This window comes from Salipiger mucosus DSM 16094 (genome assembly GCF_000442255.1).
Taxonomy (GTDB): Bacteria; Pseudomonadota; Alphaproteobacteria; order Rhodobacterales; family Rhodobacteraceae; genus Salipiger; species Salipiger mucosus.
Window position 1 is genome coordinate 458407 of sequence record NZ_KE557274.1, and the last position, 25884, is coordinate 484290.

The 25884-nt window shown below is 60.7% G+C and carries 19 protein-coding genes and 2 pseudogenes; 6 read left to right on the forward strand and 15 right to left on the reverse strand.

The features are described 5' to 3' along the window. Positions 1-6 precede the first annotated feature (6 nt). Entirely contained in the window at positions 7-699 is a 693-nt protein-coding gene (locus SALMUC_RS08285) for a hypothetical protein (protein WP_020042029.1), read from the forward strand. Between the two features lie 15 nt (positions 700-714). Here SALMUC_RS08285 and SALMUC_RS08290 read toward each other — a convergent pair. The 8 genes and pseudogenes from SALMUC_RS08290 to SALMUC_RS28135 form a co-directional block, all read right to left on the reverse strand. Next, positions 715-1614: pseudogene (locus SALMUC_RS08290) on the reverse strand (IS3 family transposase); the annotation flags it as partial. Positions 1615-1658: 44 nt separating this feature from the next. Further along, positions 1659-3020, reverse strand: a complete 1362-nt coding sequence (locus tag SALMUC_RS08295) for an IS110 family RNA-guided transposase (RefSeq protein WP_020042027.1) — start codon at positions 3018-3020, stop codon at positions 1659-1661. Between the two features lie 228 nt (positions 3021-3248). Next, positions 3249-3482, reverse strand: a pseudogene (locus tag SALMUC_RS08300) (transposase); the annotation flags it as partial. A 171-nt stretch (positions 3483-3653) separates the two neighbouring features. Next, positions 3654-5174: an aldehyde dehydrogenase gene (adh, locus tag SALMUC_RS08305; protein WP_020042025.1), complete on the reverse strand. Its 1521-nt coding sequence runs from the start codon at positions 5172-5174 to the stop codon at positions 3654-3656. A 125-nt stretch (positions 5175-5299) separates the two neighbouring features. Beyond that, on the reverse strand, positions 5300-6073 hold the full coding sequence (locus SALMUC_RS08310; RefSeq protein WP_084513944.1) for a GAF domain-containing protein: 774 nt from the start codon (positions 6071-6073) through the stop codon (positions 5300-5302). Positions 6074-6390: 317 nt separating this feature from the next. Beyond that, positions 6391-8202 (reverse strand): M10 family metallopeptidase C-terminal domain-containing protein, encoded by a 1812-nt coding sequence (locus SALMUC_RS08315; RefSeq protein WP_020042022.1) that lies wholly within the window; start codon positions 8200-8202, stop codon positions 6391-6393. Positions 8203-8357: 155 nt separating this feature from the next. Next, a complete protein-coding gene (locus SALMUC_RS08320; protein ID WP_020042021.1) occupies positions 8358-9548 on the reverse strand; it encodes an NADH:flavin oxidoreductase/NADH oxidase family protein in 1191 nt (396 codons plus the stop codon). Positions 9549-9691: 143 nt separating this feature from the next. Continuing rightward, positions 9692-13147 carry a calcium-binding protein gene (locus SALMUC_RS28135; RefSeq protein WP_020042020.1) on the reverse strand — a complete coding sequence of 1152 codons (3456 nt, stop codon included), beginning with the start codon at positions 13145-13147 and terminating at the stop codon, positions 9692-9694. Positions 13148-13408: 261 nt separating this feature from the next. Here SALMUC_RS28135 and SALMUC_RS08330 point away from each other — a divergent pair, with 261 nt between their 5' ends. Then, positions 13409-13747 (forward strand): hypothetical protein, encoded by a 339-nt coding sequence (locus SALMUC_RS08330; protein WP_020042019.1) that lies wholly within the window; start codon positions 13409-13411, stop codon positions 13745-13747. 10 nt (positions 13748-13757) lie between these two features. Then, a complete protein-coding gene (locus SALMUC_RS08335; RefSeq protein ID WP_020042018.1) occupies positions 13758-14225 on the forward strand; it encodes a hypothetical protein in 468 nt (155 codons plus the stop codon). A gap of 52 nt (positions 14226-14277) precedes the next feature. On the opposite strand, the gene SALMUC_RS31515 is transcribed toward SALMUC_RS08335, so the two are convergent. The 4 genes from SALMUC_RS31515 to dnaQ form a co-directional block, all read right to left on the reverse strand. Further along, positions 14278-15519, reverse strand: a complete 1242-nt coding sequence (locus SALMUC_RS31515) for a methyl-accepting chemotaxis protein (protein ID WP_020042017.1) — start codon at positions 15517-15519, stop codon at positions 14278-14280. Positions 15520-15576: 57 nt separating this feature from the next. Further along, positions 15577-15903 carry a hypothetical protein gene (locus tag SALMUC_RS08345; protein ID WP_021120076.1) on the reverse strand — a complete coding sequence of 109 codons (327 nt, stop codon included), beginning with the start codon at positions 15901-15903 and terminating at the stop codon, positions 15577-15579. A gap of 112 nt (positions 15904-16015) precedes the next feature. Then, complete coding sequence (locus SALMUC_RS08350) at positions 16016-16855, reverse strand: coiled-coil domain-containing protein (RefSeq protein ID WP_156883438.1); 840 nt, start codon at positions 16853-16855, stop codon at positions 16016-16018. Between the two features lie 121 nt (positions 16856-16976). Beyond that, positions 16977-17804: a DNA polymerase III subunit epsilon gene (dnaQ, locus tag SALMUC_RS08355; protein WP_021120078.1), complete on the reverse strand. Its 828-nt coding sequence runs from the start codon at positions 17802-17804 to the stop codon at positions 16977-16979. A 60-nt stretch (positions 17805-17864) separates the two neighbouring features. Between dnaQ and SALMUC_RS08360 the strand changes: the two genes are divergently transcribed. Further along, positions 17865-18362, forward strand: coding sequence for a hypothetical protein (locus tag SALMUC_RS08360; RefSeq protein WP_020042014.1), 498 nt, complete (start codon positions 17865-17867; stop codon positions 18360-18362). Positions 18363-18649: 287 nt separating this feature from the next. Beyond that, positions 18650-19027 carry a RusA family crossover junction endodeoxyribonuclease gene (locus tag SALMUC_RS30370; RefSeq protein ID WP_198014546.1) on the forward strand — a complete coding sequence of 126 codons (378 nt, stop codon included), beginning with the start codon at positions 18650-18652 and terminating at the stop codon, positions 19025-19027. On the opposite strand, the gene SALMUC_RS08370 is transcribed toward SALMUC_RS30370, so the two are convergent. Continuing rightward, a complete protein-coding gene (locus SALMUC_RS08370; protein WP_020042012.1) occupies positions 18987-21161 on the reverse strand; it encodes an ATP-dependent helicase in 2175 nt (724 codons plus the stop codon). The genes SALMUC_RS30370 and SALMUC_RS08370 overlap by 41 nt on opposite strands. A gap of 83 nt (positions 21162-21244) precedes the next feature. Here SALMUC_RS08370 and dnaE point away from each other — a divergent pair, with 83 nt between their 5' ends. Then, the gene (dnaE, locus tag SALMUC_RS08375) at positions 21245-24910 is read left to right on the forward strand and encodes a DNA polymerase III subunit alpha (protein ID WP_020042011.1); all 3666 of its coding nucleotides are present in this window, start codon (positions 21245-21247) and stop codon (positions 24908-24910) included. A 71-nt stretch (positions 24911-24981) separates the two neighbouring features. Here dnaE and SALMUC_RS08380 read toward each other — a convergent pair whose 3' ends face one another. Together SALMUC_RS08380 and SALMUC_RS08385 are read right to left on the reverse strand one after the other, a co-directional pair. Then, positions 24982-25419: an adenine nucleotide alpha hydrolase family protein gene (locus SALMUC_RS08380; protein ID WP_020042010.1), complete on the reverse strand. Its 438-nt coding sequence runs from the start codon at positions 25417-25419 to the stop codon at positions 24982-24984. Position 25420: 1 nt separating this feature from the next. Further along, the gene (locus SALMUC_RS08385; protein ID WP_020042009.1) at positions 25421-25816 is read right to left on the reverse strand and encodes a hypothetical protein; all 396 of its coding nucleotides are present in this window, start codon (positions 25814-25816) and stop codon (positions 25421-25423) included. Between the last annotated feature and the right edge of the window lie 68 nt (positions 25817-25884).

The window sequence follows — 25884 nt, forward strand, 5'->3', positions numbered from 1 at the left end:
CTCAACATGATCATCGCCGACTCCATCGGCTTCGCCGGCACGCATACGATCTGTCGCATCCTCGAGGAGATCCCGAACGCGGATGTCAGTCACGGGTCCAAGAACTTCCTGAAAAAGGGACCGCTCGGGCATGACGACATGACGCTTTCTGATTTTCTCGAGGCGATGAAGGCCAGTGAGGTGGAGGGTCGCCGAGCATACGCGGTGCATTCCGTCTTCAAACCCGGAGAAGCCCGGGCCCTGACGCGTATGAAGGGCGGGCGCCACATGGTCATCGTTCGGGACCCCATCAGACAGATCCGCAGCTGCTATGCATGGATCGTGAAAAAGGTCCTGTCCGGAGACGAGGGTGCCCAGATGCAACTGGTGGCCTTCGACCGGGAGGTCCTGGCGCAATCACCGGTGCGGAACACGTTCCCGAATGCGCTCTTCGCGTTTGCGGTGAACCACGTCATGAGCTTCACGGTCGCGGCGCTGAAGGCCCGATGCGAGACCGTGCAGATGGAGCGGCTGGTCTCCGACGAGGCGTATTTCCGGGAAACCTTTTCTGTTCCGGCGGAGGCGGAGCTCTCGCATTTCTCCGGGCAGGCGGTGCACCAGGCCTCGCACAAGAAAAAGGTCTCCGATCTCGGGGTGGGAGAGCCCGACGAGGATGAAATCATCGGGCTCTTCCAATGGAAGATCGGCGCAGACCACTGAATAGCCCCGCGTTTCTTAGACGCCTTCTTGTCTCAGTTTTTGCTGCCGCTCGAACTCGACAGGCGGCAGCATTCCGTTCCGCGCGTGCTTGCGCTTTGGATTGTAGAACATCTCGATGTAGTCGAACACGTCCCGCCGCGCTTCTTGGCGGGTCCGGTAGGTGCGGCGCCTGATCCTCTCGCGCTTGAGGAGGTTGAAGAAGCTCTCGGCGACGGCGTTGTCGTGGCAATTGCCGCGTCGGCTCATGGAATGCTCGAGGTCGTGGGCTTTCAGGAAAGCGGCCCAGTCTATGCTTGTGAACTGGCTGCCCTGATCCGAGTGGATCAGCACCTCAGCCTTCGGCTTCCTTCGCCATGTGGCCATGAGCAGGGCCTGGAGCACGACGTCGGTCGTCTGGCGTGACCGCATGCACCATCCGACCACGCGCCGAGAAAACAGGTCGATTACGACAGCGAGGTAAGCGAAGCCTTCTTGCGTCCGTATGTAGGTGATGTCGGTCACCCAGACCTTGTCCGGAGCCTCCACGTCGAACTGTCGATCCAAGGTGTTGTCGACCACGACCGAGGGTTTGCCGCCATACTTCCCGGGGCGGCGCTTGTAGCCGATCTGTGCCGTGATCCCGGCCAGCCTGGTCAGGCGGGCAACGCGGTTCAGACAGGCACTTTCGCCCTGATCGAGAAGATCGTCGTGAAGCTTGCGGTGCCCATAGACCTTGCCGCTTTCGACCCAGGCCTCCTTCAGCAGTTCGGTCTGGCGGGCGTCTTCCTGGGCGCGCTTGCTGAGCGGCGCCTTCACCCACGCATAGAAGCCGCTCGGTTGGATGCACAGACACCGGCACATCGCCCTGACGGAGAACTGCCCGCGATGCTCGGCCACGAACGCGTATCTCACTTTGCATCCCTGGCGAAATACGCGCTCGGCATTGTCCTCGGACCAATGGCGGACATGCCTCGCCCTTCCTAAGAAACAGCCGGTTCAGGCAAAACGGGCGCCAAGGCGTAGCCCAGGGTCTTGGCGCGCCGCTGGAGGTTTGCGAGAACGCGCTGGCGGTGTCGCTCATCATAGGCTGCGGCGCCCTGATCCTGATAAGTCATTCCATGCCGGATGGCGTTGTAGAACAGGACGGCGATCTTGCGGGCGGTCGCCGTCACCGCCTTCTGCTTTCCGATCCGCGCCGAGAGACGGCGATAGAAGGCGCCCAGAGCGGTGTCGCTGCGTCCGATGGTTGTGGCGGCCAATCGCAACAGGGCCGCCGCCCGGCTCGAGGAGCGCCGCGTCTTCGACGACAGAAGCTTGCCCCCGGAGATCTTGTTGCCGGGTGCCAGGCAGAGCCAGGATGTGAAGTGCTTTGCCGTCTTCCACGCGCGCAGATCAGTGCCGCACTCAGCCACCAGCTTCAGCGCCAGCGAAGGACCAAGGCCATGTATCTGGGTCAGGTCGGTTCCCAATACCCCGTAAAGTGCTGCTCGCACGTCGAAGGCCGGTGCATTGACTTGCCTACCTTTGATCCGGGCCTTCGGCAGCGGGGGCCGATCGTCCCCTCCCTTGACTGAGAGGGCGGCAACAGCCGCCTCCAGCCGCTGATCACATTCCTCGATCTTGGCTTTGTAGAAGTCGTAAAGGTCAAGCGACTGCGCCAGAGCGAAGACATGTTCCGCCCGGTCATTGCCCACAAGTGCTGCCCGGATCGTCTCCGGCGAGGATTTGCATCGCACATCCCGGTAATCGGCCAGCACGTCCGGATCGCGCTCACCCGCGACGATGGCGCGAATGATCTTCATGCCGGTCGCGCCGGTGATGTCGGAGACGACATGGTGCAGCTGTAAGTTCATCTCCATCAGCGCCTTCTGCATGTGTTGAATATGAGCGGCCGCATACTCTGTGAGACGTTCGCGCTGGCGCATGTAAGCACGCAGGGTTGCGATCTCGGCTTCGGGGCGGAAACTACCACGCAGCAGGCCGTAGGAATGCAACTGGCGCAGCCATCCTGCATCGCTGACATCGGTTTTGCGGCCGGGCACGTTCTTGGCATAACGGGCGTTCACCAGGATCACCTCGAAGCCTCGGGCCTCGAGGATCTCGAACGCCGGGATCCAGTAGACGCCGGTGGATTCCATGGCCAGGCTGGTGACGCCGCAAGACCGGAACCAGTCGGCGAGGTCGTGCAGATCCTGGGTGAACGTGCCGAAGGCGCGCACCGGCATGTCACAGCTGGACGGGTTTACCGCTGCCATGTGCATCGTCGAGCCGATGTCGATCGCGGCCGCATTGGGATTGACCATCTTCAGGTCCGGGTGGTCGCCGGTCGTAAGTCTGGGCATGACATCTCCTCCGTTCAGAACGAAGGGCGTGGGCCATGCAAGTTCGTCATCTTCCTATCCGGGATCGCCGCGAGCGCGCCGTCACCACTCTCAAGTGCGCATCAGCCCATGTGCCACGTTTTTTAACGGGGTCCAGCCCACCAATAAGCCATCGGCAACTGCCCCTCACTACGAGCTTAGCACAAGCTGTTGCTACCGCGCACAGGCGGGCTGTGGCCCGGAACGGTTTTTTAGGATGTCGCGCTCCTCCGAGACCCGCGCCAGCTCCTTCTTCAGACGCCGGATCTCGGCGTCCTTCTCCGCCTCTCCCGAGGACGCCTTCGCGAACTTCTTCTTCCAGGCGTAGAGCGAATACGCGCTGACCCCCAAACGCTCCGACACTTCCCTGACCGGGTAGCCCCGTTCGGTGATCTGCGCGACCGCGTCCCGCTTGAACTCATCGCTGAACTTGCTGCTGCTCATCATGGCCTCCTTGCCTCAAAATTAGCGAAGAAGGCGTCCACGATACACGGGGCTATTCACACCACGACCTGGCCGGTGTCAGGGCGATCCTGGGTTATTCCTGATCACGATACGCAACGTAATAACAGACGATGCCGGCCAACGAGGCCGGCATCGAAGCGCAAGATCACATCAGAAGAAGCCAAGCTTGTTGGGATTATAACTGACGAGCATGTTCTTGGTCTGTTGGTAGTGGTCGAGCATCATCTTGTGGTTTTCTCGACCAACGCCTGATTGCTTGTAGCCGCCGAAGGCAGCGTGGGCGGGGTATGCATGGTAGTTGTTGACCCAAACGCGCCCGGCCTCGATGTTTCGCCCGCAACGATAGGCCCGGGTGGCGTCGCGGGTCCAGACACCAGCGCCGAGACCGTACATGGTGTCATTGGCGATGGCGAGAGCCTCCTCTTCGGTCTTGAAGGTGGTCACCGACACGACGGGGCCGAAGATCTCTTCCTGGAAGACACGCATCTTGTTGTGTCCTTTCAGGATCGTGGGTTGAACATAGTATCCGTTCTCAAGTTCGCCGTTGAAGCATGCTACCTCACCGCCGGCGAGAACTTCTGCTCCCTCTTCGACACCGATGGTCAGGTAGGACATGATCTTGTCCTGTTGTTCCTTGCTGGCCTGCGCACCGACCATGGTTTCCATCTCCCGGGGATCGCCCTGCTTGATGGCTTTGACGCGTTCGATGCAGCGCGTGATGAAATCCTCGTAAATATCTTCCTGGATCAGCGCTCGGGACGGACAGGTACAGACTTCACCCTGGTTGAAGGCGAAGAGAACGAAACCTTCTACCGCCTTGTCCAGGAACGCGTCGTCCTCGGCCATGACGTCGGAGAAAAAGATGTTCGGGCTCTTTCCGCCAAGCTCCAGAGTCACCGGGATCAGGTTGTTGGTAGCCGCTTTCATGATGACCCGGCCGGTCTCGGTCGATCCTGTAAATGCGATCTTCGCGATACGGTGGCTTTGTGCCAGGGGACCGCCAACCTCGGGGCCCATCCCGTTGACGATATTGAGCACACCGTCAGGCAGCAAATCACCGATGACATCGATCAGCACCATGATCGCGGCCGGGGTTTGTTCCGCCGGCTTCAGGACGATGCAGTTTCCTGCAGCAAGCGCCGGTGCCAGCTTCCAGGCCGCCATGAGGATAGAAAAGTTCCAAGGGATGATCTGGCCGACGACGCCAAGAGGTTCGTGGAAATGGTAAGCCACGGTGTCGTGATCGATCTCCGACATGGTTCCTTCCTGGCCACGTAGAACACCTGCGAAGTAGCGGAAATGGTCTACCGCCAATGGGATATCTGCGGCCATCGTCTCGCGGATCGGCTTGCCGTTGTCCCAGGTCTCCGCCGTCGCGATCAGTTCCAAATTCTGCTCGATGCGGTCGGCGATCTTGAGAAGCAGGTTCGAGCGCTCCGTGGCGCTCAACTTTCCCCATGCATCCTTTGCGGCGTGAGCCGCGTCCAGCGCTAGCTCGACGTCTTCAGCGCTCGATCTGGCCACTTCGCAGACCTTTTCGCCTGTGATCGGGGTTACGTTGTCGAAATATTGTCCTTTCGTCGGCGCGACAAACTTGCCCCCGATGAAGTTGTCGTAGCGGGATTTAAAGGGTGAGACGTGCTTGCTCACGACCTGCGTCAGTGCGTTCATCGGATGTCCTCCACTTGTGCTCCGGTCCTCCACCGGTAGCTGAACGGAGGTTGATCCAAGGCGAGAGGTGCGTCATCCCACGATACGAAGCAAGTCTGGGAGACCTGTCTCAGGCCTGAGACAGATCAATCTTGTTTTGTGCTCATGCCGAGCCTTTTCATCCGTCGGTATAGTGTTGCCCGGCCGATACCGAGACTTCGGGCTGCCTCGGATATGTTCCCGTTTGCTCGTATCAGGGCCCTTTTCATTGCCGCACGTTCGGCCTTTTCGAAGCCGGTAGGCCCGTCCTCGCGCCCAAAGATGTCGGAGGCGGCCATTGGTGCAATGGCTCCCGAGGGGGCCAGACGGAACGCCTTCCGAGCCCCGCGCGTCGCACCGAGAACGATATCGTCTTGGTCAACTGCCAGAAGCATTGCCGCTTCGCTGTCATCCGTGTTGGCCACAATGATCCGCGTGTTAGGGAAAGCTCCGCGAAAATTGTCGGTTTCGATTTGCCGCGCGGTCTGGCTCACCATCGCGCCAATGAGGTGGTTGAAAGCCTCTGTCTGATCAGCGCGCGCCGACGATACATCGAGCGAGCCGATGAGCTCCCCCTGCGCCCCGAAAATCGGCGCGTCCATACAGCTCATCCCGGTGTTCCGCGCATGAAAGTGCTCATCGCGGTGGATGATCACGCGGCGCCCCTCGGCGATGCAGGTGCCGATCCCGTTGGTTCCTTCGCTTGCCTCAGACCAGTCCGACCCGGGAATCAGTCCCCAGGATTCGAACGTAGACCGGTCACCATCGGCCGTACGGAAATCCAGAACGACGCCGTCAGCATCGGTAAGCAGCACTCCACATCCGGAACTACCCACGAGTTGGAACAGGGCATCCAATTTCGGACTGGCCGCTCGGATCATGCCTTCCGAGCGCTCTTTGCGGTATGCCAGCTCTTCTCCGGCGATACGGTGCACGCCGTCCCTTTGACCGGGATCCAGTCCGTGATGATCGAGTGACCGTCTCCACGATGCGGCGAGGCGCGACTTCGCTGCGGCACCTGGATGCGTCGCAATCCCCAGAACATGATCGACATGCCGAGACCCTGAAGCCATCTTGAAGTCCTCCCTGTGCGAACCCTGACAGATGCCGCGCGCTCATGAAAGATTCTTGCGCCAAGACTTCAGTCGGAGGCATCCATGCTAGGCAAGGCCGCCCTCTGAACTGCGGTCGGTCAGCTTCAAATCAGGAAGTCCGCTTCGGTCACGTCCATGACGCCAGTGAGTTCGATCTCGAAGTCGGCCGCGCCGTCGCCGTCGAAGTCGGCCTGTACGATGGTGTTGCCGCCGTCATGTCGGTAGCCGAGCTGGCCGGCGGAGGTGAAGGCGGCGTCGCCGATGAAGTCGAAGGCCTGCTTGTGACCTTGTGTGGTGTCGGCATCCAGGCGGCTGATCTCAATTCGGTCGATGCCGGGCTGAAAATCGATGATGACATCCCGCGCGCTCGCGCCGACGCCGCTCTCCGCGGCGCTGAAATAGATATAGCGGTCGCGCTGGGCCTGCGTGCCGCCACTCATGACATCGGCGCCGAGGTTCCCGTAGATCGCGTCCGTGCCCCCGCCGCCATGGATCTCGTCATTGCCCGCGCGTCCGTAGAGGCGGTCCCACCCCGCGCCGCCTTCGAGAATATTCCAGGCGGCGTCTCCGCGCAGGTTGTCAGAGAACCGGCTTCCGATCAGGGCATCGATCGCCGTGAATGTATCGCCTTCGGGAGCGCCCTCTTCGAAGAACTTCGCGAAGACGGCTTCAGAGACATCCTGTTGCAAGTCGACGAGCACGCGTCCGCCTGCGTTTGCAAACGAGGCGGTATCGATCTCCCAACCAGCAAGATCCCCTGGACCGCCGATAAAACTGTCGGCGCCTGAACCGCCCTCGAGCGTATCTGCGCCCTCGCCGCCTTCAAGGGTATCGTCACCATCACCGCCAACAAGCAGGTCGTCGTAATCACCGCCGCGGAGAACATCTGAGCCGGCGTCACCGAACAGGCTGTCCGAACCGCCGAATGCCGGGAAAGCGGCTCCATAGAGTGGCGGGTAGCCGCCGAAAAAGTCTCCGTGCAACGTGTCGTTGCCGGCGCCACCTCGCAGCTCATCGTTGTCTGATCCACCGACGAGAACGTCCGCTCCGTTCCCGCCCTCGAGGGTATCGGCCCCGAGGTGGCCATGAAGAAGATCACTTCCGTCCTCGCCGCGCAAAATATCGGCGCCCTCAAAACCGGAAACGGTGTCGTCTCCCGCTCCCGCGGACACAACATCGTCGAGACTGCTTCCGAAGATTTCGGAATCTCCGCCGCCCCAAGCCTGCGTGGCCTGGAATGCCACCTCATCGACCGAGAAATTTCGGATTCCTGCCGCTTCAGGGTCCAGGGAGCCGTCACCGTACAGAGCTCCGATGGCGTCTCGGTCCAGAGGTCCCAGCTGCGAGGCAGAGATGTCGAAGTCGAGCGCCATGATCGTTGCGTGTCCGTCCAGGACCCCCGGAGAATGCGTCACGTCTCCCTCGGACGGATGCGTGAGGCCCAGCGCACGGCCGGTCTCGTGGAGGATCAGTGCCAGCGGCATCTCGGTCATCGTTGCGCTGTCGATCAGCACGTCGCCTCCGATCCGAGCGGTTTCCCCCCAAGGCTGGCTGAGGGATCTGGCGGGGTGGAGAGCGAATCCGTCGCCAGTCAGGGTGTCGCCCGTGTCGAGCGAAAAATCATAGTTTGCGAAATACAGGTCACCAACGGCGCCGGGCGTCCCGAGCTCGACGAAGACAAGTCCGCTGGCGTCGGCCCAGAGGTCAAGAGCCTGACGCGTGGTATTCCGCTGTTCCTCGGTGAAAGCCTGCATACTGAAGAACATCTCGTCTGAAAGCGGCAGGGTGCTGTCGAGGTAAACACCGGGATGATATTCCCCCGAAGCAAACGAGAAAGTCAGGACCGTTGGTGTGCCGGCCTCTGCTGTCCAGCTGCTGCCGGAGAGCAGGGCGGTGAAATCCGAGACAGTGGGCATTGGGAACTCCGAACAATAATATTTTCTTTGAAATCGACGTGCGAAGCTTGCTGTCTCGTTCGGGTCTCGTCAACCGACGGTTGGTGGGCACCACCTCCCGGGCATGTCAGAAGTCCTGTTTCCTTTGCGCTTGGCGCCTGGAAATGTCAGGAAACTCATTCCCAGGTGTTGGCGTTCCAGACCGGAACACGAACACGATCACGGGCTTCATAGGCCTGAACCTGGGCTCGAAGGTCCCAGGTGTTCTCGCCTTCACGGTCATGTCCGATATCGAGGAGGCGCATTGTGTACCATGCCGTGACCCCGCCGTCCGGAGGATTCTGAAATCGGGGAAAGTGGGGGTCAACAGCTTCGGATTTCCAGACTTTCGGAAGGGCCGGATCGAGAACGAGTGCGCGCGCGAGACCAACGATGTCGATGCCCCGGTTGAGTGCATCGATTGCCTGGTCGCGGGTCTTGAAACCGCCGGTCAACATGAGTGGCTTGCCAGTCATCTCGCGCGCAGCCTCCGCAAATTTCAGAAAGTACGGCCCGGAGCCATCGCTGTCGGAGGCGGCGCGGGCCCCGGGAAAATAGGTGCCACCACTGATGTCGATCAGGTCGATAGATGTGCCATCTAGGGCTGCGATGACGGACAGCGCATCTTCCTCGCCGAGGCCGCCTTCAAGCTGGTCGGTCGAGTTCAGTTTCAGCGCGACCGGGAATCTCGTCCCGACCTCACTTCGGATCTCTTCAACGACTTCCAGAAGCAGACGCATGCGGTTCTCGATTGGCCCGCCGTAGGCGTCATCTCTCTTATTGAACAGTGGCGACAGGAACTGGCTTAGAAGGAACCCATGTGCTGCGTGAACCTGTACGCCGCCGAAGCCGAGTTCCTTCGCCAGGCGGGCGGTGCGCGCGAACTCGGCTGGCAGGGTTCGCACTTCGTCAATTGTCAGGGCCTCACAGGTCAGTCCCGGGATGTTCAGCGCGCTGGGCCCTTTCGGCGTGCTGATGGGAGGATGGGCCATGGCTCCCGCATGACCGAGCTGGAGCCAAAGATGCGTGTTGCTGGCGGCGCCACGATGCGCCAGGGACCTGAAGAGGTCGGGATCGGAGGCCATGCCGAGAACGAGGTTGCCCGGCTTCTCGGCGAAGTTGGGATTCCCTTGCACCTCACCGACAATGGAAACGGCCACACCGCCTTCCGCCCAGCGCTCATAAAGGCGGATTTGGGCGGCTGTCGGGTTTCCGCGGCCGTTCCCGAGTGAATCCGACATCGCCGATTTGGCAATGCGGTTCTTCAGGGTCTTCCCGCAGGGCAGTTTGAGTGGTTGGAACAGGAGATCTGTGTACTGATTGACCATGGCGCAGGGATATCCGGGCACCTGGAATTTGTCACCCGGGCGGCCCGGATCGCGAAGGTCATGTCGCCCGTGATGATGTTTCTGTCGGCAGCCTTGTCGGTCTCCGATGCCCGGACCTCCCTTATAGGGTCCGGGCATCGACTTCAGATCAGGAAATCCGCTTCGGTCAGGTCCATGGCGCCCGTGAGTTCGATCTCGAAGTCGGCATTACCGTCTCCGTCGAAATCGGCCTGGACGATGGTATTGCCGCCCTCATGCCGGTAGCCGAGCTGGCCGGCGGAGGTGAAGGCGGCGTCGCCGATGAAGTCGAAGGCCTGCTTGTGACCTTGTGTGGTGTCGGCATCGAAGCGCGACAGCTCGATCCGGTCCTCTCCGGGGACGAAATCGGTGATTATGTCACGGTTTTCCGCGCCGGGTCCGGATTCCTGGGTCTGGAAATATATGAAGCGGTCACGTCGCCCTTCGTCACTGCCGCCTGTCATGATATCTACGCCGAGGTTCCCGTAGAGTGCGTCGGCACCTGTTCCTCCGTCGAGCGTGTCGTCGCCGCCGCGGCCGTAGAGCCTGTCCGATACCCCGCTACCTTGGAGATGGTTGTCGGCGGCGTCGCCGCGAAGATTGTCGGCGAAGTTTCCGCCCATGACGTTTTCGATCCCGAAAAATGTATCGCCCGATCCCGCACCCTGAGTGAAAAAGCGGACGAAGTCTTCGTCAGTGACATCCCGCTCCAGATCGACGATGACCCGGCCATCCGCGCGGATGTAGTTCACTTCATCGACACCGGTTCCTCCATTTAGAACATCTGCGCCGGCGCCGTGCGGGACGAGCCTGTCGTTTCCGGCGCCACCAAACAGCTGGTCGTTTCCTGCATCGCCAATGAGGGTGTCTCGACCGTCTTCGCCGCGCAGCAGGTCATGACCTGCGAAGCCAAGTATCCAGTCGTTTCCGGTGCCCCCGAGAAGCGTGTCATCTCCACCGGCCCCGGTGACAGTGTCATCGCCCCCAAGACCATCGATCATCTCCGCTGCGGCGACACCGGTGATTTCATCACCGTCTCCCGTGCCCACCACCCAGCCATCGTCGGACGCGATCCTGATTTTCGTGGCTCCACCGTCGGAGGATACGACGAAGCTTTCTCCGGAAAAATCGCCTTCCAGCGTGATCGTGGCATCGGAGTTTCCGTCTCCGTCCGCGTCGATATCCAGGATCGCCGAACCGTAGGTGACGGTAACATCGTCTTGCGAGACGCTGCTGTCCGATATGACGATGGTGTCGTCCTGTCCGAAGTGCTGGACAATCAGCCCGTCCGCGGCAGCGAGACTGGCCGAAACGATGCTGGAGTCTTCGGGATCCAACGCGAGAGGAGGCATGACGTCGACGGAAAAGATGTCAGACAGTCCGTCTAAATCCGGAGGCGTATCCTCGACGGTTTTCACGGCTTCCAGATCGAGACCGAAGTCCTGCAGATAGGAATCGAACTCGATCTCGAGTGCGACGGTGACTTCGTCAATACGAGAGATTAGAGCCTCGGCCAGAGCGTTGCCGATCAATTCCTGAGCGGCTTCCTCTGAGCTCTGCGACAAAGAACGGGAACCGTCCCTATTGGTCACGACCTCGTCGCCGAAGAGTTCCAGCAGGTCGTCGTAAAGGTCATTCGCAAACACGCGCGTGTTGTTTAGGACCTCGTTCAAGGCGGCTTCGAGCGGGTCCGGAAGCAGACTTATGGCAGGGCCGAACGCTTTTTCCAACATGCGACCAAAGAATGATCCGGTCGTGACGTCCACCAAACTCACGACGGAATTGACAAACGCGGCCCGACCGACGTCTTCCGATCTCAGCGTCATGACGAAGCGCTCGAAGATCGGTGCAGCGACAAGAATGCCAGCTGCCACTGCCCATCCGGGCGGTCCACCCAATGCCGCGGCGGCCGCAGTAACATAGGCGCCAGCGTGTATTGCCTGCCCGGCTGCCGCCATGGATTCGGTGGCCTTTACGTCCAGTGGCTTGCCGTTGAAGTGGATCTCTTCCACATCATGCAGGATTCGATCCGTGTACAAAGGTCCACTGACTTCGAACTTGTAGTCGCCCAGCCCGAGACCCAGTTCGACCCAGCTCGGAGCGGTCACCTCCACGTCCGCCCTTGAAAAATCCTCATAGACAGTGCGATCACCGGAGCCGGATCCGCCGCTCAATGTGTCGGAGCCACCGGATGCGCCCACGAGCGTATCGTTTCCGGGCCCTCCGAACAGTTCATCGTCTCCCGTGAAGCCGTCCAGCTCGTCGTCACCGTCTCCGCCGAAAAGAAAATCGCCGCCGCCGAGACCCAACAATGTGTCATTGAAGGCCGCTCCGTCCGGGTCACCGACCAGGTAGTCGCGAACGTCGCCGCCACGGATCATGTCTGCCCCGGTGCCGCCATGGAACTCCCAGACGAAGGCGCCATCGTGACTGGTTATATATAGGAACTTAGCGTAGTCCTCGTAGGCTTCCGGCAGGGTGACAACATCGTCCCCTCCGAGGGCGTCGGCGTTGGCGTTCTTGTCTCCGGTTCCCAGAAACTGTTCCTCCGTCAGATTCCGGAAATCGACAACATCCCCGCTTTCTGTGAACAGAGGGTCGCCGTCCTGTATGGTAATCGTGCCGAGTTCGGCCGAGTACAGGAACACTTTGTCGCGGAAATCGCCTTCCAACCTGATGCTGCTGTCTGCGCCGACCTCGAAGTCGATATCAAAATGCAGCACGGTTTCCGACTCGGTGGAGGTCCGTCCGATGGCTTGCCAAGTCACCTCTTCAGGGTCCTGAAAATCGATGACCTGGTCGCGGTAACTAGCTTCTCCGTTGACGGAAATCACGTCCTGCATGGTAAAGTCCGTGATTATATCAGCGACGGCTGGCGCGTTGCCTCCGCCTTCCCCCTGCGCGACGACAGAAATAGTGAAAATATCATAGCCATCACCGCCGGTCAGACGGTCAGCGAATTCATCAGCATAGAAACCAGCGTGCGGCATGAGTTCATCTTCCCCGCTGCCGCCTTGCAGAGTGTCGGCACCATCGGATCCGAAGATCACGTCATCCGTACTGCCAGCCTGAATCGTACTATTGCCGGAAGACCTGAATTCCATCCTTGGAGCGAACGAAAGATCACCCGACATGAGGTCCGACGCATTGAATGAGACCGCTTCGTAGGACGTCGTGTCCCTAAAACTCAGACCAATCCGGTAGTTTGTCAGGTCGCTCGTCGGGCCATCAAAAATCCCAACCGTGGAGAATGTAGATCGTTCAATGGCGGCAGCATCGAACTGGTACGACGTGTTGTATAACATGTCGCCATTTTCGTAGGCCTCAATAACCGAACGAACCTTCGTGACGTAAACATCGCCAACGACCCTCATTTGCGAGCCAGAGGATCCTGTGATGCCGGGCAGTGGGTTGATTGGAACTTCCATGACTCGACCAAAATAGACGAGCTCCGTCGCCGGCAGGGGACCTTCGGCGTACTCCGTTTCGGACATGATTTCTCCGGCCACGGAGATTTCAAAGCTTGTGATGTCTACGTCGAGGCCGTCGGATGATAATGATATGTCCAGAACGTCAGCCATAAGGTAGAGATCCTTGTACCGGGAAAGCTGAATATTATCGTCTTGCGAGATCACGTAATTCGCATGATTTCAACTTGGCTAGATTCTTGTGACACGGTCAACCAAAGATTGTCCCCAACCAGCCATCTTCGAGGGCAGCAGAACCATCTCGACCGAGGTGGCCATGGAAAACAGGCACCACGTCACCGTGCCCGATCACCGCATAGACCATTGTTTAAGCCTTCGTCGTGTATATTTTCCAATGAATACAGCGAGGTTATTATGTCCAACTGGATTATCGGATCAGCGGCCGACAAGGGAACGGATGGCGTCTGCAAAGACGTGGAAGGCATCGAGAAATATCTGGTCCACCTGGATCACCCTCGCTGCGTCATTGCCAAGGGTGAGCTTGGCATCGGGGCCCGGATCGGCGAGCATCTCGAGGCTCAGCCCTACTTTTACCGCAACAAGTCGCAGGGGTTCGAACTGGTCATCGCGGAAATGCTCGACGAAGAGATCAGTGACCTGAATGAGATCCATCTGCTCTTCTGCGCGGCCGCCACCCATTGCAGCATCTTCGAGCAGGACGAACTCGAGGTGCGCATGGAAGAGCAGGTTTGAACTTTCGCCGATGACACCACAACAGATCAAGGGGCTCGCGCTCGTCCGGAAAGTCCGAAACATCGAGCTGGAAAAACAGGCTGGCCATCTCGGCGAGCTGCGGCAGAAGGAAAGCATGCTGGACGGGGAGAAGGCTCGCCTCGACGGGCTCCTCCGGCGGGACAACGCGAAACAGCCGGTGGAAACGGCCGGCTACATTCCCCTTTTCGTGAAATCAGTGAAGGCCCAGACTGGTATCATCGACTCCCATCTGGTCGAGACCAGACAGAAGCGTGCCGAGCAAGAGGCCGCTGTCAGGGCGTCATTCGCAGAGGTGAAGACTCTCGATCATGTCATCGGATCCGCGCGGACCCGCCTGCGCGAAGCCGAGGAAAAGCGGGACCGTGCGGAACTCGAGGAAATCGCACTCATGATACATCAGAAGCGGAAGACGGCGGTCGGCGGTGAGCCTGTCGGACGGCAACACTCACCTGCATGAGGGCAGGGAGCTCCGCCGGCGGCGCGCCGGACCAGACGCGCGAACATCGGGGTCATGACTTCGCCGGCTGCCCTGGCTGGATCGCTGCACGCGCCCGGGCACAGGTCGACTGGATGTCCTGTGACAGGCTGGAGCGGAAACGGTCGGTGATCTTGTCGATTTCCTCCTGATCCAGGCCGAAATCCTGATCGGCAGGGTGGCCGGCGTCTTTTCCTTCGCCAAGGGCTTCGGCCGTCGCCAGAGCCTGACGAGACACGTCACTGGCTTGCTTGATGCGTCCCGAAATGTCCGTGGTCGACTGCTTCGTGCGTTCCGCGAGCCCTTTCACCTCCCCGGCAACCACGCTGAACCCGCGACCTGCGTCCCCGGCCCGGGAGGCTTCGATGGAGGCATTCAGGGCCAGGTTATTGGTTCTCTCGGCGATGTTTCCGACGTTCTTGATACCGTCTTCGATATCGTCGACAGCGTCCCGGACCGCCCGCAATTGGGTCTGCAGCGAGGTTGCCGTGACGCCCAGGTCCTGGTCACGTTGCGCGGCCAGGCGGCGGTCCTTCTCGACCTTCTCGACGAGGGCCTGAAGTTCGCGTCGAAAGGCGTCGATGAACTCCGGGATCGAGGCTTCCATCTCGGACTCGAGGCCCGTGATTTGCGCGAGCACCTCCGACGTCCGGTCGGCCACCCGGTCGCCATCGCCCCCGCTGTCACCGCCGTTATTTCGAAGCCTGAAAGTGGTATCCTCGAGATCCTTGACGCGATGTTCCAGCGTGGCGTTCTCCACCACGAGTTCATTGACCTTGCTGCGGTGCCTCGAGAGCTCCTCGTTCGCGACCCAGACAGCCTCGAAGAGCGCGGCCGCCGCGGCGCCGGCATCGGTGTCCTGGTCAAGCGCGGCAGTACTCCGGCGGAGACCGGAGGTGCTGTCACTGTCTCGCTTGAGCATGCGCGAGACCTCGTCGGAAACGCCGCGAACGGTTTTCATTGCCATGTTCCGTCGATGTTTCTCGGCGGATCTGGTGGCGTGACGTACAAGCAGGACACAGGTTCCGAGGAGGCCGAACCCAAGAAGACTGACGCCTGAGAGAATGGCCAGATTCCGGACCTGTTCGGACAAGGTGACCGCAGTCTTGCGGAGTGAGGACGCCTCCACCTCTGACAGGTTCGCGAAGGGAGTCTGGAGGTCGGCAACAGTCGCCGTGACGGACAAAGCCACGAACACCACTGACAGCATGGAGATCGTGCAGATGGCGGCCAGCATGACCAGGCCGGAAGTTCTGAATTCGGAAAGAAATCGCATTGGTTGCCTCGAGGAAAGCCCTTCGTCGACAAATGCAACGAAGGGCTTTCTCTGAATTTACGCGGGAACGGCCCCGGCCGGCGACTCGTCGTCCAGGATCACCTGGACTGTATCTTCCTGGTCGCTGAAGCTTTCCTCGATCCCCTCCTTGAGTTCGAAGAAGAGGGCCCGCCACTCGTCCCGTTCCACGGTGACGTTGGAAGCCCGGTTTTCCTGGTTGTCGACCTCGGTCTTGAGCTCGTCGCAGAGCTTGTTCAGCCTGTCGACGTCGCTTCGCAGTGCCGAGCACTGATCCTCACTGTCGTCCAGTTTCTCCTGCAGGCTTTCGTTCTCCGTCAGGAGCGCCTCGTTCTGGCGACTGATCTCCTGCTGGCGCGCGCTCATCTGGCTGGTCCGGCTTGCGAGCTGAGAGATCTGGCGAAGCGCGGACGCGCTTGCCTTCAGCTCGCGATTCCGGAAGTTCGCGACTTGCTCCCTGGCGCGAGAGATCTCTTCGTTATTGACGGCGTCCATTTTCGACCTCCACGGTTTCTGCATCGGTGATATCGCCCGGCCGGAACGGAAGGACGACGCTGGGTGTGTGTTCGCTCTGCCGGGCGGCGGGCTCGACATCGGACGGCGAAGAAATCTCGACGACTTCGGTTGCCAGATCCGAGAAGCAGAGATCGCGCTCGAGCTGTCCTTCGACCTGCTTCTGGAGCGAAGACATGAGGGTCGTGAGGCGTTCGTTCTCCATCCTCGCGTGCTGGACCTGTTGCTCGTTGTCGTCCGCGCGCCCGCGCTGGCGGGCGATCTCCTTCCGCAGCTCCTCTTCGCGCGCCTGGGCATCCGCACGCACCTTCCCGATTTCGGACTCGTGATCCCGGGTCATGGAATCGACCTTCCGGGCGGCGTTGCGCTGATGACGCTGAAGCTTGTGCATCAGGTCCTGTGCCTTGGCTTCGGCCTCCTCCGCGCGGGTTTGCGCGTTTGCGACCTTGGCATTGGCGTCGCTCTGGATCGACATCACGGTGTCGTTGAGCTTCTTTTTCATCTCTTCGGCTTCGGCGACGTACGTCTCGGCTTCCTCGACCGACTTGGTGAGGGCCTTGATTTCCTCGTCCCTGGCTTCGACCTCCTTGAGCAGAGCCGAGACCCGGTTGGCAAGGTCGGTGTTGTAGGCCTGGTTCGCCGACATCTGGGCGTTGAAGGCCTGCCGGGCTTCCTCGATTTCCGCGGCACTGTTTTCGCGAACCTTCGCGAGCTCCGCCTGGCTGTCTTCCAGTTCCCTGCGAAGGCTGGCCAGTTCGGCTTGGGACTCGGCCTTTTCCTTCTTGAGATCCCGGACCGCCTCCATCAGGTCCTTGCGCTGCTGGTTGTGCTTGGCAAGGGTCTCCGTCAACCGATGCATCGTGCCCTCGATGGGCGAGCCCGGCTGACCTTGCCGAGGCGCGTCTGCAGGGGTGTTCAAGTCGATTTTATTCATGCATGTAACCTTTCTCGGGAAAGCCGTTGGCTTCTCTGAACACCTTGTTTTCGCAGACTTCAGTTTCGCTCGGCTTAATCTCCACGAGCCCGAGGATTTTATTTTCGACGGACGCCTGCGTGCCGCTGTCCCGGCGCTCTTCATCCGGTTGTGGCGTGGTATCCGGTCCATTCGATGTTCGGGCCGACGTTGCACCCGCCCGCCCGGTGGCCTTCCGTGCCAGACCCTTGCGCAGGTTCGGCCGCGTCCGCTTTTTCGATGGCGCTTTCGACTCCTGATCCTTCTCGAGGTCCAGCGAGTAGTTCGCGCCGCCGTTGAGTTCGAGCCAGAGCTTGGCGAGAAGATGGGCGTCGATGAGTGCGCCATGGCCGTCAGACCGGGAGGTCTTGTCGATCTTGTAGTGGTTGAGAAGCGTGTCCAGGCTGTGACTGCCTTTGTGAGGCAGCTTCTTGCGAGCGAAGACGAGAGAGTCGACAACGCTGTTGGTCAGGGCAGGACGTCCGGCCTTCTTCACTTCGGCCTTGATGAACTTCATGTCGAAGGTCGCATTGTGGGCCACAAGTCGACCGTCCCCGATGAACTCCAGGAAGTCATCCACGATGTCCGCGAAAACCGGCTTGTCTTTCAGAAAGTCTGTCTTGAGGCCATGAATCTTTGCGGCCTCCAGGGGGACCGAACGTTCTGGGTTGATGTAGACATGGAATTCCCTGCCGGTGGGCACAAAGTTCACGAGCTCGACGCAGCCGACCTCCACGATCCTGTCACCTTTCTCGGGAGAAAACCCGGTGGTCTCGGTGTCGAAAACGATATCCTTCTGCATGTCGCCCTTCCAAATCCTTCTTGTTGACAGGTTTAGTATCTCACGACTATTCTTTCAACCATGAATAAAATCTCTCCCTCCCGCTTCCTGCCCCGGATTCTCAAAGGCTTTCGCCGCGAAATCCTGTGGGGGATCTTGCTCGCCTGGGCCATCATCGCGGTGAAGGCATGGACCGACTCCGATCCCCGGCGTGTTCTCGTTCGCATGGTCGGCGAGGGCCGTGTTCAGGAAGCCGAGACCTACGCGGAAGGCATCGAGGTTGACCTTGCCCGGGCCCTGGCTCGCGTATCGGCGATGGACGCGGATGCCACCTGCCGGGAGCTGGCCGCACGGCAGGTGAAGGCGGTCTCCGTGCAGACCGCCGGGATGATGGACCTGATCCTGAAAAGCGAGGAGTGGACCTCGATGACAGAGGTGATCGAGGACGCGTCCAGAGCATATTTCGATGAGGGCTGCCCGACCGGCCCGGGAATGTGGTTGCTTGCACGCAAGCATCGCAACTCCCAGAAAACCCAGGCCATCATCCGCGGGATGTTGAGCGTGACACGAGAGAACTGAGCCATGCGGCCGGAAGGATCCTGAAAATGACTCTGAAAATGACCAGGGCCCAGGCCGCGCGCCTGGGAGCGTCTTCGAAAGACGAGGGATCCGGCAAGAAAGCGACCAGGCCCGGAAAGGCGCCCGACAAGGGACGCGTGGCGGTATCATCGGAAGAGCCGGAACGGGCGCCGGTCACCTTTCTCGTCCCGCTCCGCCCCCAGAGCAAGCACCGGCCACGGACCTATCCCGACGAGCGGTCGATCCGGAAGGGGTTCCGGGAGGCCAAGGGAAGCGTCGAAGAATTCATGAAACATCTCCGGATGCGGACCGTCACCACCAGCGAGACGCGGACCTTCGAGAAGGCCGTTGCCCAGGCGGCCTCCATGCAGATGAAGGGACAGCCCGCCATCGAGGGGCCGGTGGAGCTCAAGCTGGTCTTCATGCTGTCCGGCCGGAACGATGTCTGGCCGGTGGGGCAGGGCGATGGGGATCTCGACAACCTCGAGAAATCCGTGTCCGACGCCCTGAACGGGATCACGTACAGTGACGACCGCATGATCGTGTCCAAACAGTCCTGGAAAGTCTGCATCGACGGGCCGGACGGAATATGGATATCCGTGTCCCCGGCCCGCAACGACGCTATTATTGAAGCTCTGGACGTGGTCGGCTCTCACGCTTCCTGAACCGCACGTTCGGGCGATGCCGGCGCCGCGGTGCTTTCGCATTGGGAAATGTGATGCCCGAGCATTCGGGACCGCCGGAGGCCTGGGCGTCATCCATTTCCTCGATTTCGGGACCACGTGCCGGGCGACCGATCCCGCCGGTCTGCAGGAAAGCCGAGGGCCGCGTCTTCTGCTTGTTGCGGGCCTTGGCCCCGGTCACCATGACCGACTTGCGGGCCCGCGTAAGGGCGACGTGCGCGATCCGACGCTCCTCCTCGACGCCGCCGATGGGCGGACCTGTCCAGGGATCGTCGATATCGCCCGGGATTTCCTCGAGAGCGCGCTGGGACGGCATCACGCCCTGTTCCCAGGCCGGCAGGAAGACGTGATCGTACTCGAGACCCTTGGAGGAGTGAATGCTGCCGATCCGCACACCGGTCTCTTCGTCTGCGGTGTCCGTCATCAGAGAGAACTCCTGCATGAACTCGATGATGTCCGGGAACTTCGATGACAGCGTCCGCAGGAAATCGACGTTCTGCATGCGGGCCTGTTTGGCGTCGTCCTCCTCGTTGCGATCCTTGATGTAGTCGCAGTAGCCGGTGTCCTCGTAGGCCATGTCCATCACCAGCGCCGGCTGCACGTCCATTTCGACGGCCGAAGAAAGCTCGGCCAACGCGGCGCCCAGTGCCGCGACCGCTTCGATCTTGGACTTCCCGACACTGGTCTCGACGGCGTCGGTGGTGATCAGGAAACAGGCTTCATGCATCGGAACGCGCCGGGCGGCCGCAACGTCGGTGATCGCCTTCAGCGTCGTGGGGCCGAGACCGCGGCTGGGCTTGTTGGCCACGCGGGAGAAGGCGATCTCGTTGTAGGGGTCGACGGCCAGCTTCACGAAAGCCAGCATATCCTTGACCTCCTCCTTCTCGAGCAGCGTGTTGCCCCCCATCAGGTAGTAGGGGATGCCGGCGGTGATCAATTCCTTCTCGTAAGGCTTCAGAACGAAGGCCGCGCGGGCGATGATTGCCATTTCGTCCGGGTCCTCCCCGGCGGCAATAAGCTCCTTGATGCGCTTCACGACGACCTTCACCTCGCTGAAGTCGTTCGCCGCCTCGACGTATTTCACCGGATCGCCCCGCTTGCCGGCATCCAGTTGCTTGGGCGAGGGCCTGGAGTTGCAGTCCACGAGACGGTTGGCCGGCGCCAGGATTTCCTGCGTGCAGCGCCGGTTCGATTTCAGAACGACGTCGTAGGGCGCGCTGTCGGACAGGCGCTCCATGATCTGCGGCGCGCTGCCCCGGAAGGAGTAGAGGGACTGGTCGACATCCCCGACGACGAACAGGTTGCCCGAGTGACGGTAGAGGTGCTGCAGCCACCGGAATTGCAGCATGTTCGTGTCCTGGAACTCGTCGACGAGCAGGTACTTGATGCGGCGGCTTTCGCGCGCTGCGATGTCCGGCTTGCGGTCGAAAAGATGCACGACGCGCAGAAGCAGGTCGGAGAAATCGCACATGTTCTTCATGTCGAGCAGCGACTGGTATTCCTCGTAGAGGGCGACGAACTGGCGCTCCTGGTTCGCCAGCGACTCCGCGGCGGTCGCCTGCTCGATGTGCAGGCCGCATTCTTTCCAGCGCTGGATCTTTTGGGTGGCTTCCTTGAGGAAGGCCTTGCGATCCTTGTCGTAGGCGCGCTTCTCCTTCTTCTTGAGGTCGGAATGCACCTTGTCGGTCATGCCCTCGAGCTTGGGCGGCTCCTCGAATTCCGGATAGACCCCCGCGTTGGTGAGGGCCTCGTCCATGATCTGCTTGATCTCGTCGTCGTCGACGATGGTGAAGCGCGCCGACTCCAGACCGGTCATTTCGGCGTAGCGGCGCAGGATCCGCAGCGACAAGGCGTGGAAGGTGCCCATGCGCACCCCGGCCGCGTCTTCACCCACGGTCTGTTCGACGCGCTCCCTGATTTCACGGGCCGCCTTGTTGGTGAAGGTCACGGCCATGATCTCGCTGGATTGCGCAAGCCCCTGATCGATGATGTAGGCGATGCGCGATTTCAGGGTTGTCGTCTTTCCCGTCCCGGCGCCGGCCATGATGCGGACCACGCCATCGCGCGCGGTCACGGCATCCCTCTGGTCGTCATCGAGGAAGTCCAGGTCAAGCATAGTCTATCCTTTGTTTCCTGCAGTAATGTTGACTTTCTAGGTGGGGGATGTCAATGAAGAATAGTAATCCGGAGTGAGCCGCCATGCACACGCATCTTCTCGTGAAGAGCCAGTATTCCTTTTTCGAGGGCGCATCGAAAGTGAAAGACCTCCTGTCCGCAGCCAAGGACAAGGGGGCGCATTCCATCGCCCTGACCGACCGCAACAACATGTACGGCGCCTACGAGCTGTCCAAGCTCGCCAAGAAGGAAGAGATCCAGCCGATCCTGGGGGTCCAGCTTCCTCTTAAATTCGGCACGGACGCGAGCGACATCGGCTACATGGTGTTCCTGGCCCAAAACGAGAATGGTTACCGGAACCTTTGCCGGATCATGCGCGAGGCCCAGAAACCGAACGAGCACGGCACCATCGGGTACGTGGTGGGCGGTCGCCTGCTTGCAGAACACTCAGACGACATCATTGCTCTGAGTGGCGGGGAAGACGGCGTTCTGGCGAACATGCTCCGCAAGGATATGCGAGAGGAAACCCGGCAGATGGTGACGTTCCTGCAAGGGGTCTTCGGGGACCGGTTCTATCTGCAGGTCAATCGCTCGGGCACCGAACTGGACGATCCTGAGATCGAGCGTCAGCTGGTCGAAATCGCGACGGACACATCCTTCGGCGCCAAGCGGGCAGACGGCACGAGCTTCTCCGGTGTTCCCGTGGTGGCCTCATCCGAGGTCCGCTACACGACGCCGGACCGGCATGATGCCTTCGAGATCCTCCAGGCCATCGAGAAAAACCGGAAAATCGAGATCGATGAAACGAGCGTGTCGGCCCAGACCGCCGGCCGATACTACATGCGTGACCGGAACGAGATGGAGGCGCTGTTCGCGGACATGCCCATGGCACTGCAGAACGCCAACCATATCGCCCGCCGCTGCTCGTTCATCGTCAATGACAGGGACCCGATCCTGCCGAGCTTCACCGATGGCAACACCAGCGAAATCGACGAGCTGCGGCGTCAGTCCCAGGAAGGCCTGGTAAACCGTCTGGCGGACCGGGATCTGGACGAAGCGGAGCGCAAGAAATACGAGGACAGGCTCGAATACGAGCTCGGGATCATCGATGGCATGGGGTTCCCCGGGTACTTCCTGATCGTGTCCGACTTCATCAAATGGGCAAAGGAGCGCGATATCCCGGTCGGCCCCGGGCGTGGTTCCGGCGCCGGGTCGATGGTGGCCTGGGCGCTGCTCATCACCGATCTCGATCCCTTCAGGTTCGGCCTGCTGTTCGAGCGTTTTCTGAACCCGGATCGTGTCAGCATGCCGGACTTCGACATCGACTTCTGCCCGGATCGCCGCGATCAGGTGATCGAATACGTCCAGGAGAAGTACGGCGCAGAACAGGTCTCGATGATCAACACCTTCGGTGAGTTCAAGTCGAAGGCCGCTCTCAAGGACGCGGCCCGGGCGCTCATGCACCCGCAGTTCGGGGTCTACGGCTTCGGGGAACTGAACACGCTCACGCAGATGGTTCCCAAGCAGGAAACGAGCGCGGAGCCCCAGCCGCTGGCGGACGCTTACGAGAATTCCGAGGAATTCCGCCGCCAGATCGACGAAAGCACCAAGCTGAAGGCGCTCTTCGACAAGGCCAAGCTCATCGAGGGGCTCTACAAGAACACCTCCACCCACGCGGCCGGTGTGATTATCGGTGATCGCCCCCTGCAGGATCTGGTTCCGATCCGCTGGGACGAAGAAACCGGGCGCGCGGTGTCCCAGTTCAACATGAAGGCTTCGGAAAGCACCGGATTGGTAAAATTCGATTTCCTCGGGCTGAAGACCCTGTCGGTGATCAAGACGGCGGTGGATCATGTCAAGCGCACGCGCGGCAAGGAGATCGACATCTCCAAGGTCCCACTCGATGACGAGGCGGTCTACGCCATGATGCGGGAAGGCAATTCCATCGGCGTGTTCCAGTTCGAATCCGAAGGCATGCAGAAGGTGCTCCGGGATGTGGGACCGACGCGCATGGAAGACCTGATCGCCGCCGTGTCGCTCTACCGGCCCGGCCCCATGGACAACATCCCCCACTACGCCGCCTGCAAGAACGGCAAGGTGGAGCCGACCTACCCGGAGCCCGTCGAGCGCACGAAGCCTTTCCTGGAAGAGACCTTCGGCATCATGATCTACCAGGAGCAGGTGATGCGTGTGGCCCAGGAGGTTGCCGGCTACTCGCTTGGCGGCGCCGACATGCTGCGCCGGGCCATGGGCAAGAAGATCGCCTCGGAGATGGACGCCCAGCGCGTGAAGTTCGTCGAAGGCGCCACCGAGCGCGGGACGTCCAAGGCCAAGGCGAACGAGCTGTTCGATACGATTGCCAAGTTCGCGGGCTACGGCTTCAACAAGTCGCACGCGGCGGCCTATGCCTACATCGCCTACCAGACCGCATGGCTGAAGGCCCACTACCCCGCGGAGTTCTTCGCGGCCCTTCTGTCCTACGAGGACAAGGCCGAGCGCATGGCCGCCATCAAGGACGACATGGCCGTGTTCGGCATCGAGATGCTTCCGCCGTCGATCAACCGGTCGACTGCCTACTTCCGGCCGGAAGAGCACGAGGACTCGACCGGCGGCTTCGGGATCCGGTTCGGCCTCACGGCAATCAAGGGCATCTCCGGCGAGATGACCGACTTCTTCGCGACCCGCCAGCAGGCTCCCTTCGCGTCGATCAAGGATTTCGCGGATCGAGGGGCAGGGTTCTTCAACAAGTCCCGCCTCGAGAACCTGGCGGCCGCCGGTGCCTTCGACGATCTCGACGAGAATGGCCGCCGGGCACTCGCCGAGATCAACTGGCATCTCAAGAACGCCAAGAAGGACCAGCGCCAGGCAAGCTTCTTCGAGGGCATGATCGAGGACTCCCTGCCCAAGGACCTCGTGGAAATGAAGGACTGGGGAAACCGTCTCGAACGGGAGTTCGAAGCCGTGGGCTTCTACTTCAAGGAGCACCCCATCGATCACTACCTTCCCAAGCTACGCCGGAAAGGGGTGAAACCCCTCGATGAACACGTCCGTCTCATGCAGGAGAGCGGCCGCGGCGAAAAAACGGGTGCCCTCGTCTGTGTCATGGTCGACAAGGCGCTGATCAAGGAATCGAAAAAGGGGAACCGGTATCTCTGGGTCGCCGTGGCCGAGAAGATGTCGGCGTTCTCCGCGCCGTACTTCGGACCCCGGGGCGGCAAGGGACCGCCCATGGACAAGGCCCACGAGGTGGCCGCCGCGGCGCAGGCCAACAAGGCGCCCGTCGTCGTGCGGATCGACCTCGTGTTCAAGGGCGACAACGAGGACATGGACATTTTCCTTCGTGATATCGCGCCGGCTGACGATGTGGCCAGCGACATTCGTGGGGACCTGACGATCCGGTGCGAGCTGGAGGAATTTGCCGACACCTCGGACAGCACGAAAATCAAGATGGATGCCGACCGACAGCATCGGGACGGGAAGATCTCTGACGAGGACTATAATCGGGCCCTGGCCCATGCCGAGCAAATCCGGGTCCAGACCGGCCTCAAGGAGCTCCGGGACTATCTTGACCAGGTGAAATCGGAAACCGACCAGGACGCGTCGGCCGCCAGCGTGGTTCGTCTCGAGCTCATGAAGGGCGCAAACTTCGAGGGCGGCAAGGTTCTCGACGGCAAGTTCATGATCACCAACGCCGTGGAAAGCCGCCTCAAGTCCATGGACGGGATCGCCGGCCTGACCGAGGCGATCTGACAAACTAACCGCGTCCGGAACGACAGTCTCGCTCCGGGCGCGGTTCGGCTCACTCGTGCGGCGTCAAGACATCACGCAAGCAAGCTCGGGCATGGTGATGGGCGCTGCGTTTCAGACCGGCTTGCGAACCGATCTTCGAAAACCTTGGTTGTCTCGCTGGGAGGCCGGAGCTGCACGACCACGTCCGCCTCCCTTTCGAGGAGAGCAAACTGTTCCGGAAGGCTCGCACGGGTCGCGACCATCGGAAATGCTTCGCCGTCGAGGCCGGCATTCTGAATGTGAGCCGTCGCCTGCCTGGTTCGTTTCCCGGCTTCACGAATGGCGCGTCTGCTGATCACGCCTCTCGCCAGTCCACCGGGATCCGAGCATGTTGTCAAATCGTGCTCATAGGCAACCGATGCCACATGCAGTGCGGCGTCAAACCACTGTGCGGTGTCGATTGCTGCCTGCAACTGCTGGTCGCCAGCTGGTGACCCATCCCAATAGGTGAGAACCGTCTTCACCCGCATCTCAGGCAGCCTCCGTTCTCGAGCTGCCCTCGGAATCCGGAAGAGCCTTCGTCGCAACCGCCGCTGCCTCCTCCAGGTCGTGCTGGATCTCGGCCGTGGTCTCGCGCGTTCCGTCGGCGAAAAGGCCCATCAACCTGTTGAATTCTTCCGCGTATTCCTCTTGGGTCGTCCGATAGAACTTTGCCCAGTCGGATACCACCTCGATGGGGTTCCGCAGGCCCGAAAGATCGGCGAAGAGCGCGCGGTCTCGATCAAGCCGCTTGTTCAGGAACCCAAGATGGTCCTGGTTCATCCGGATAGCATGATCGATGGCATGCACCTGGATTCTGATGCTCGATTGCGTCAGTTGACCCTCGCTGATGAACGCGCCGAACGCCGCACGCGCCGAACGCCGCACGTGCCGGACCGTCCGGGCGCTGCATGGATGTCTTGGTTGCTCTGACCATCTCGATTCTTCCTCCAGGT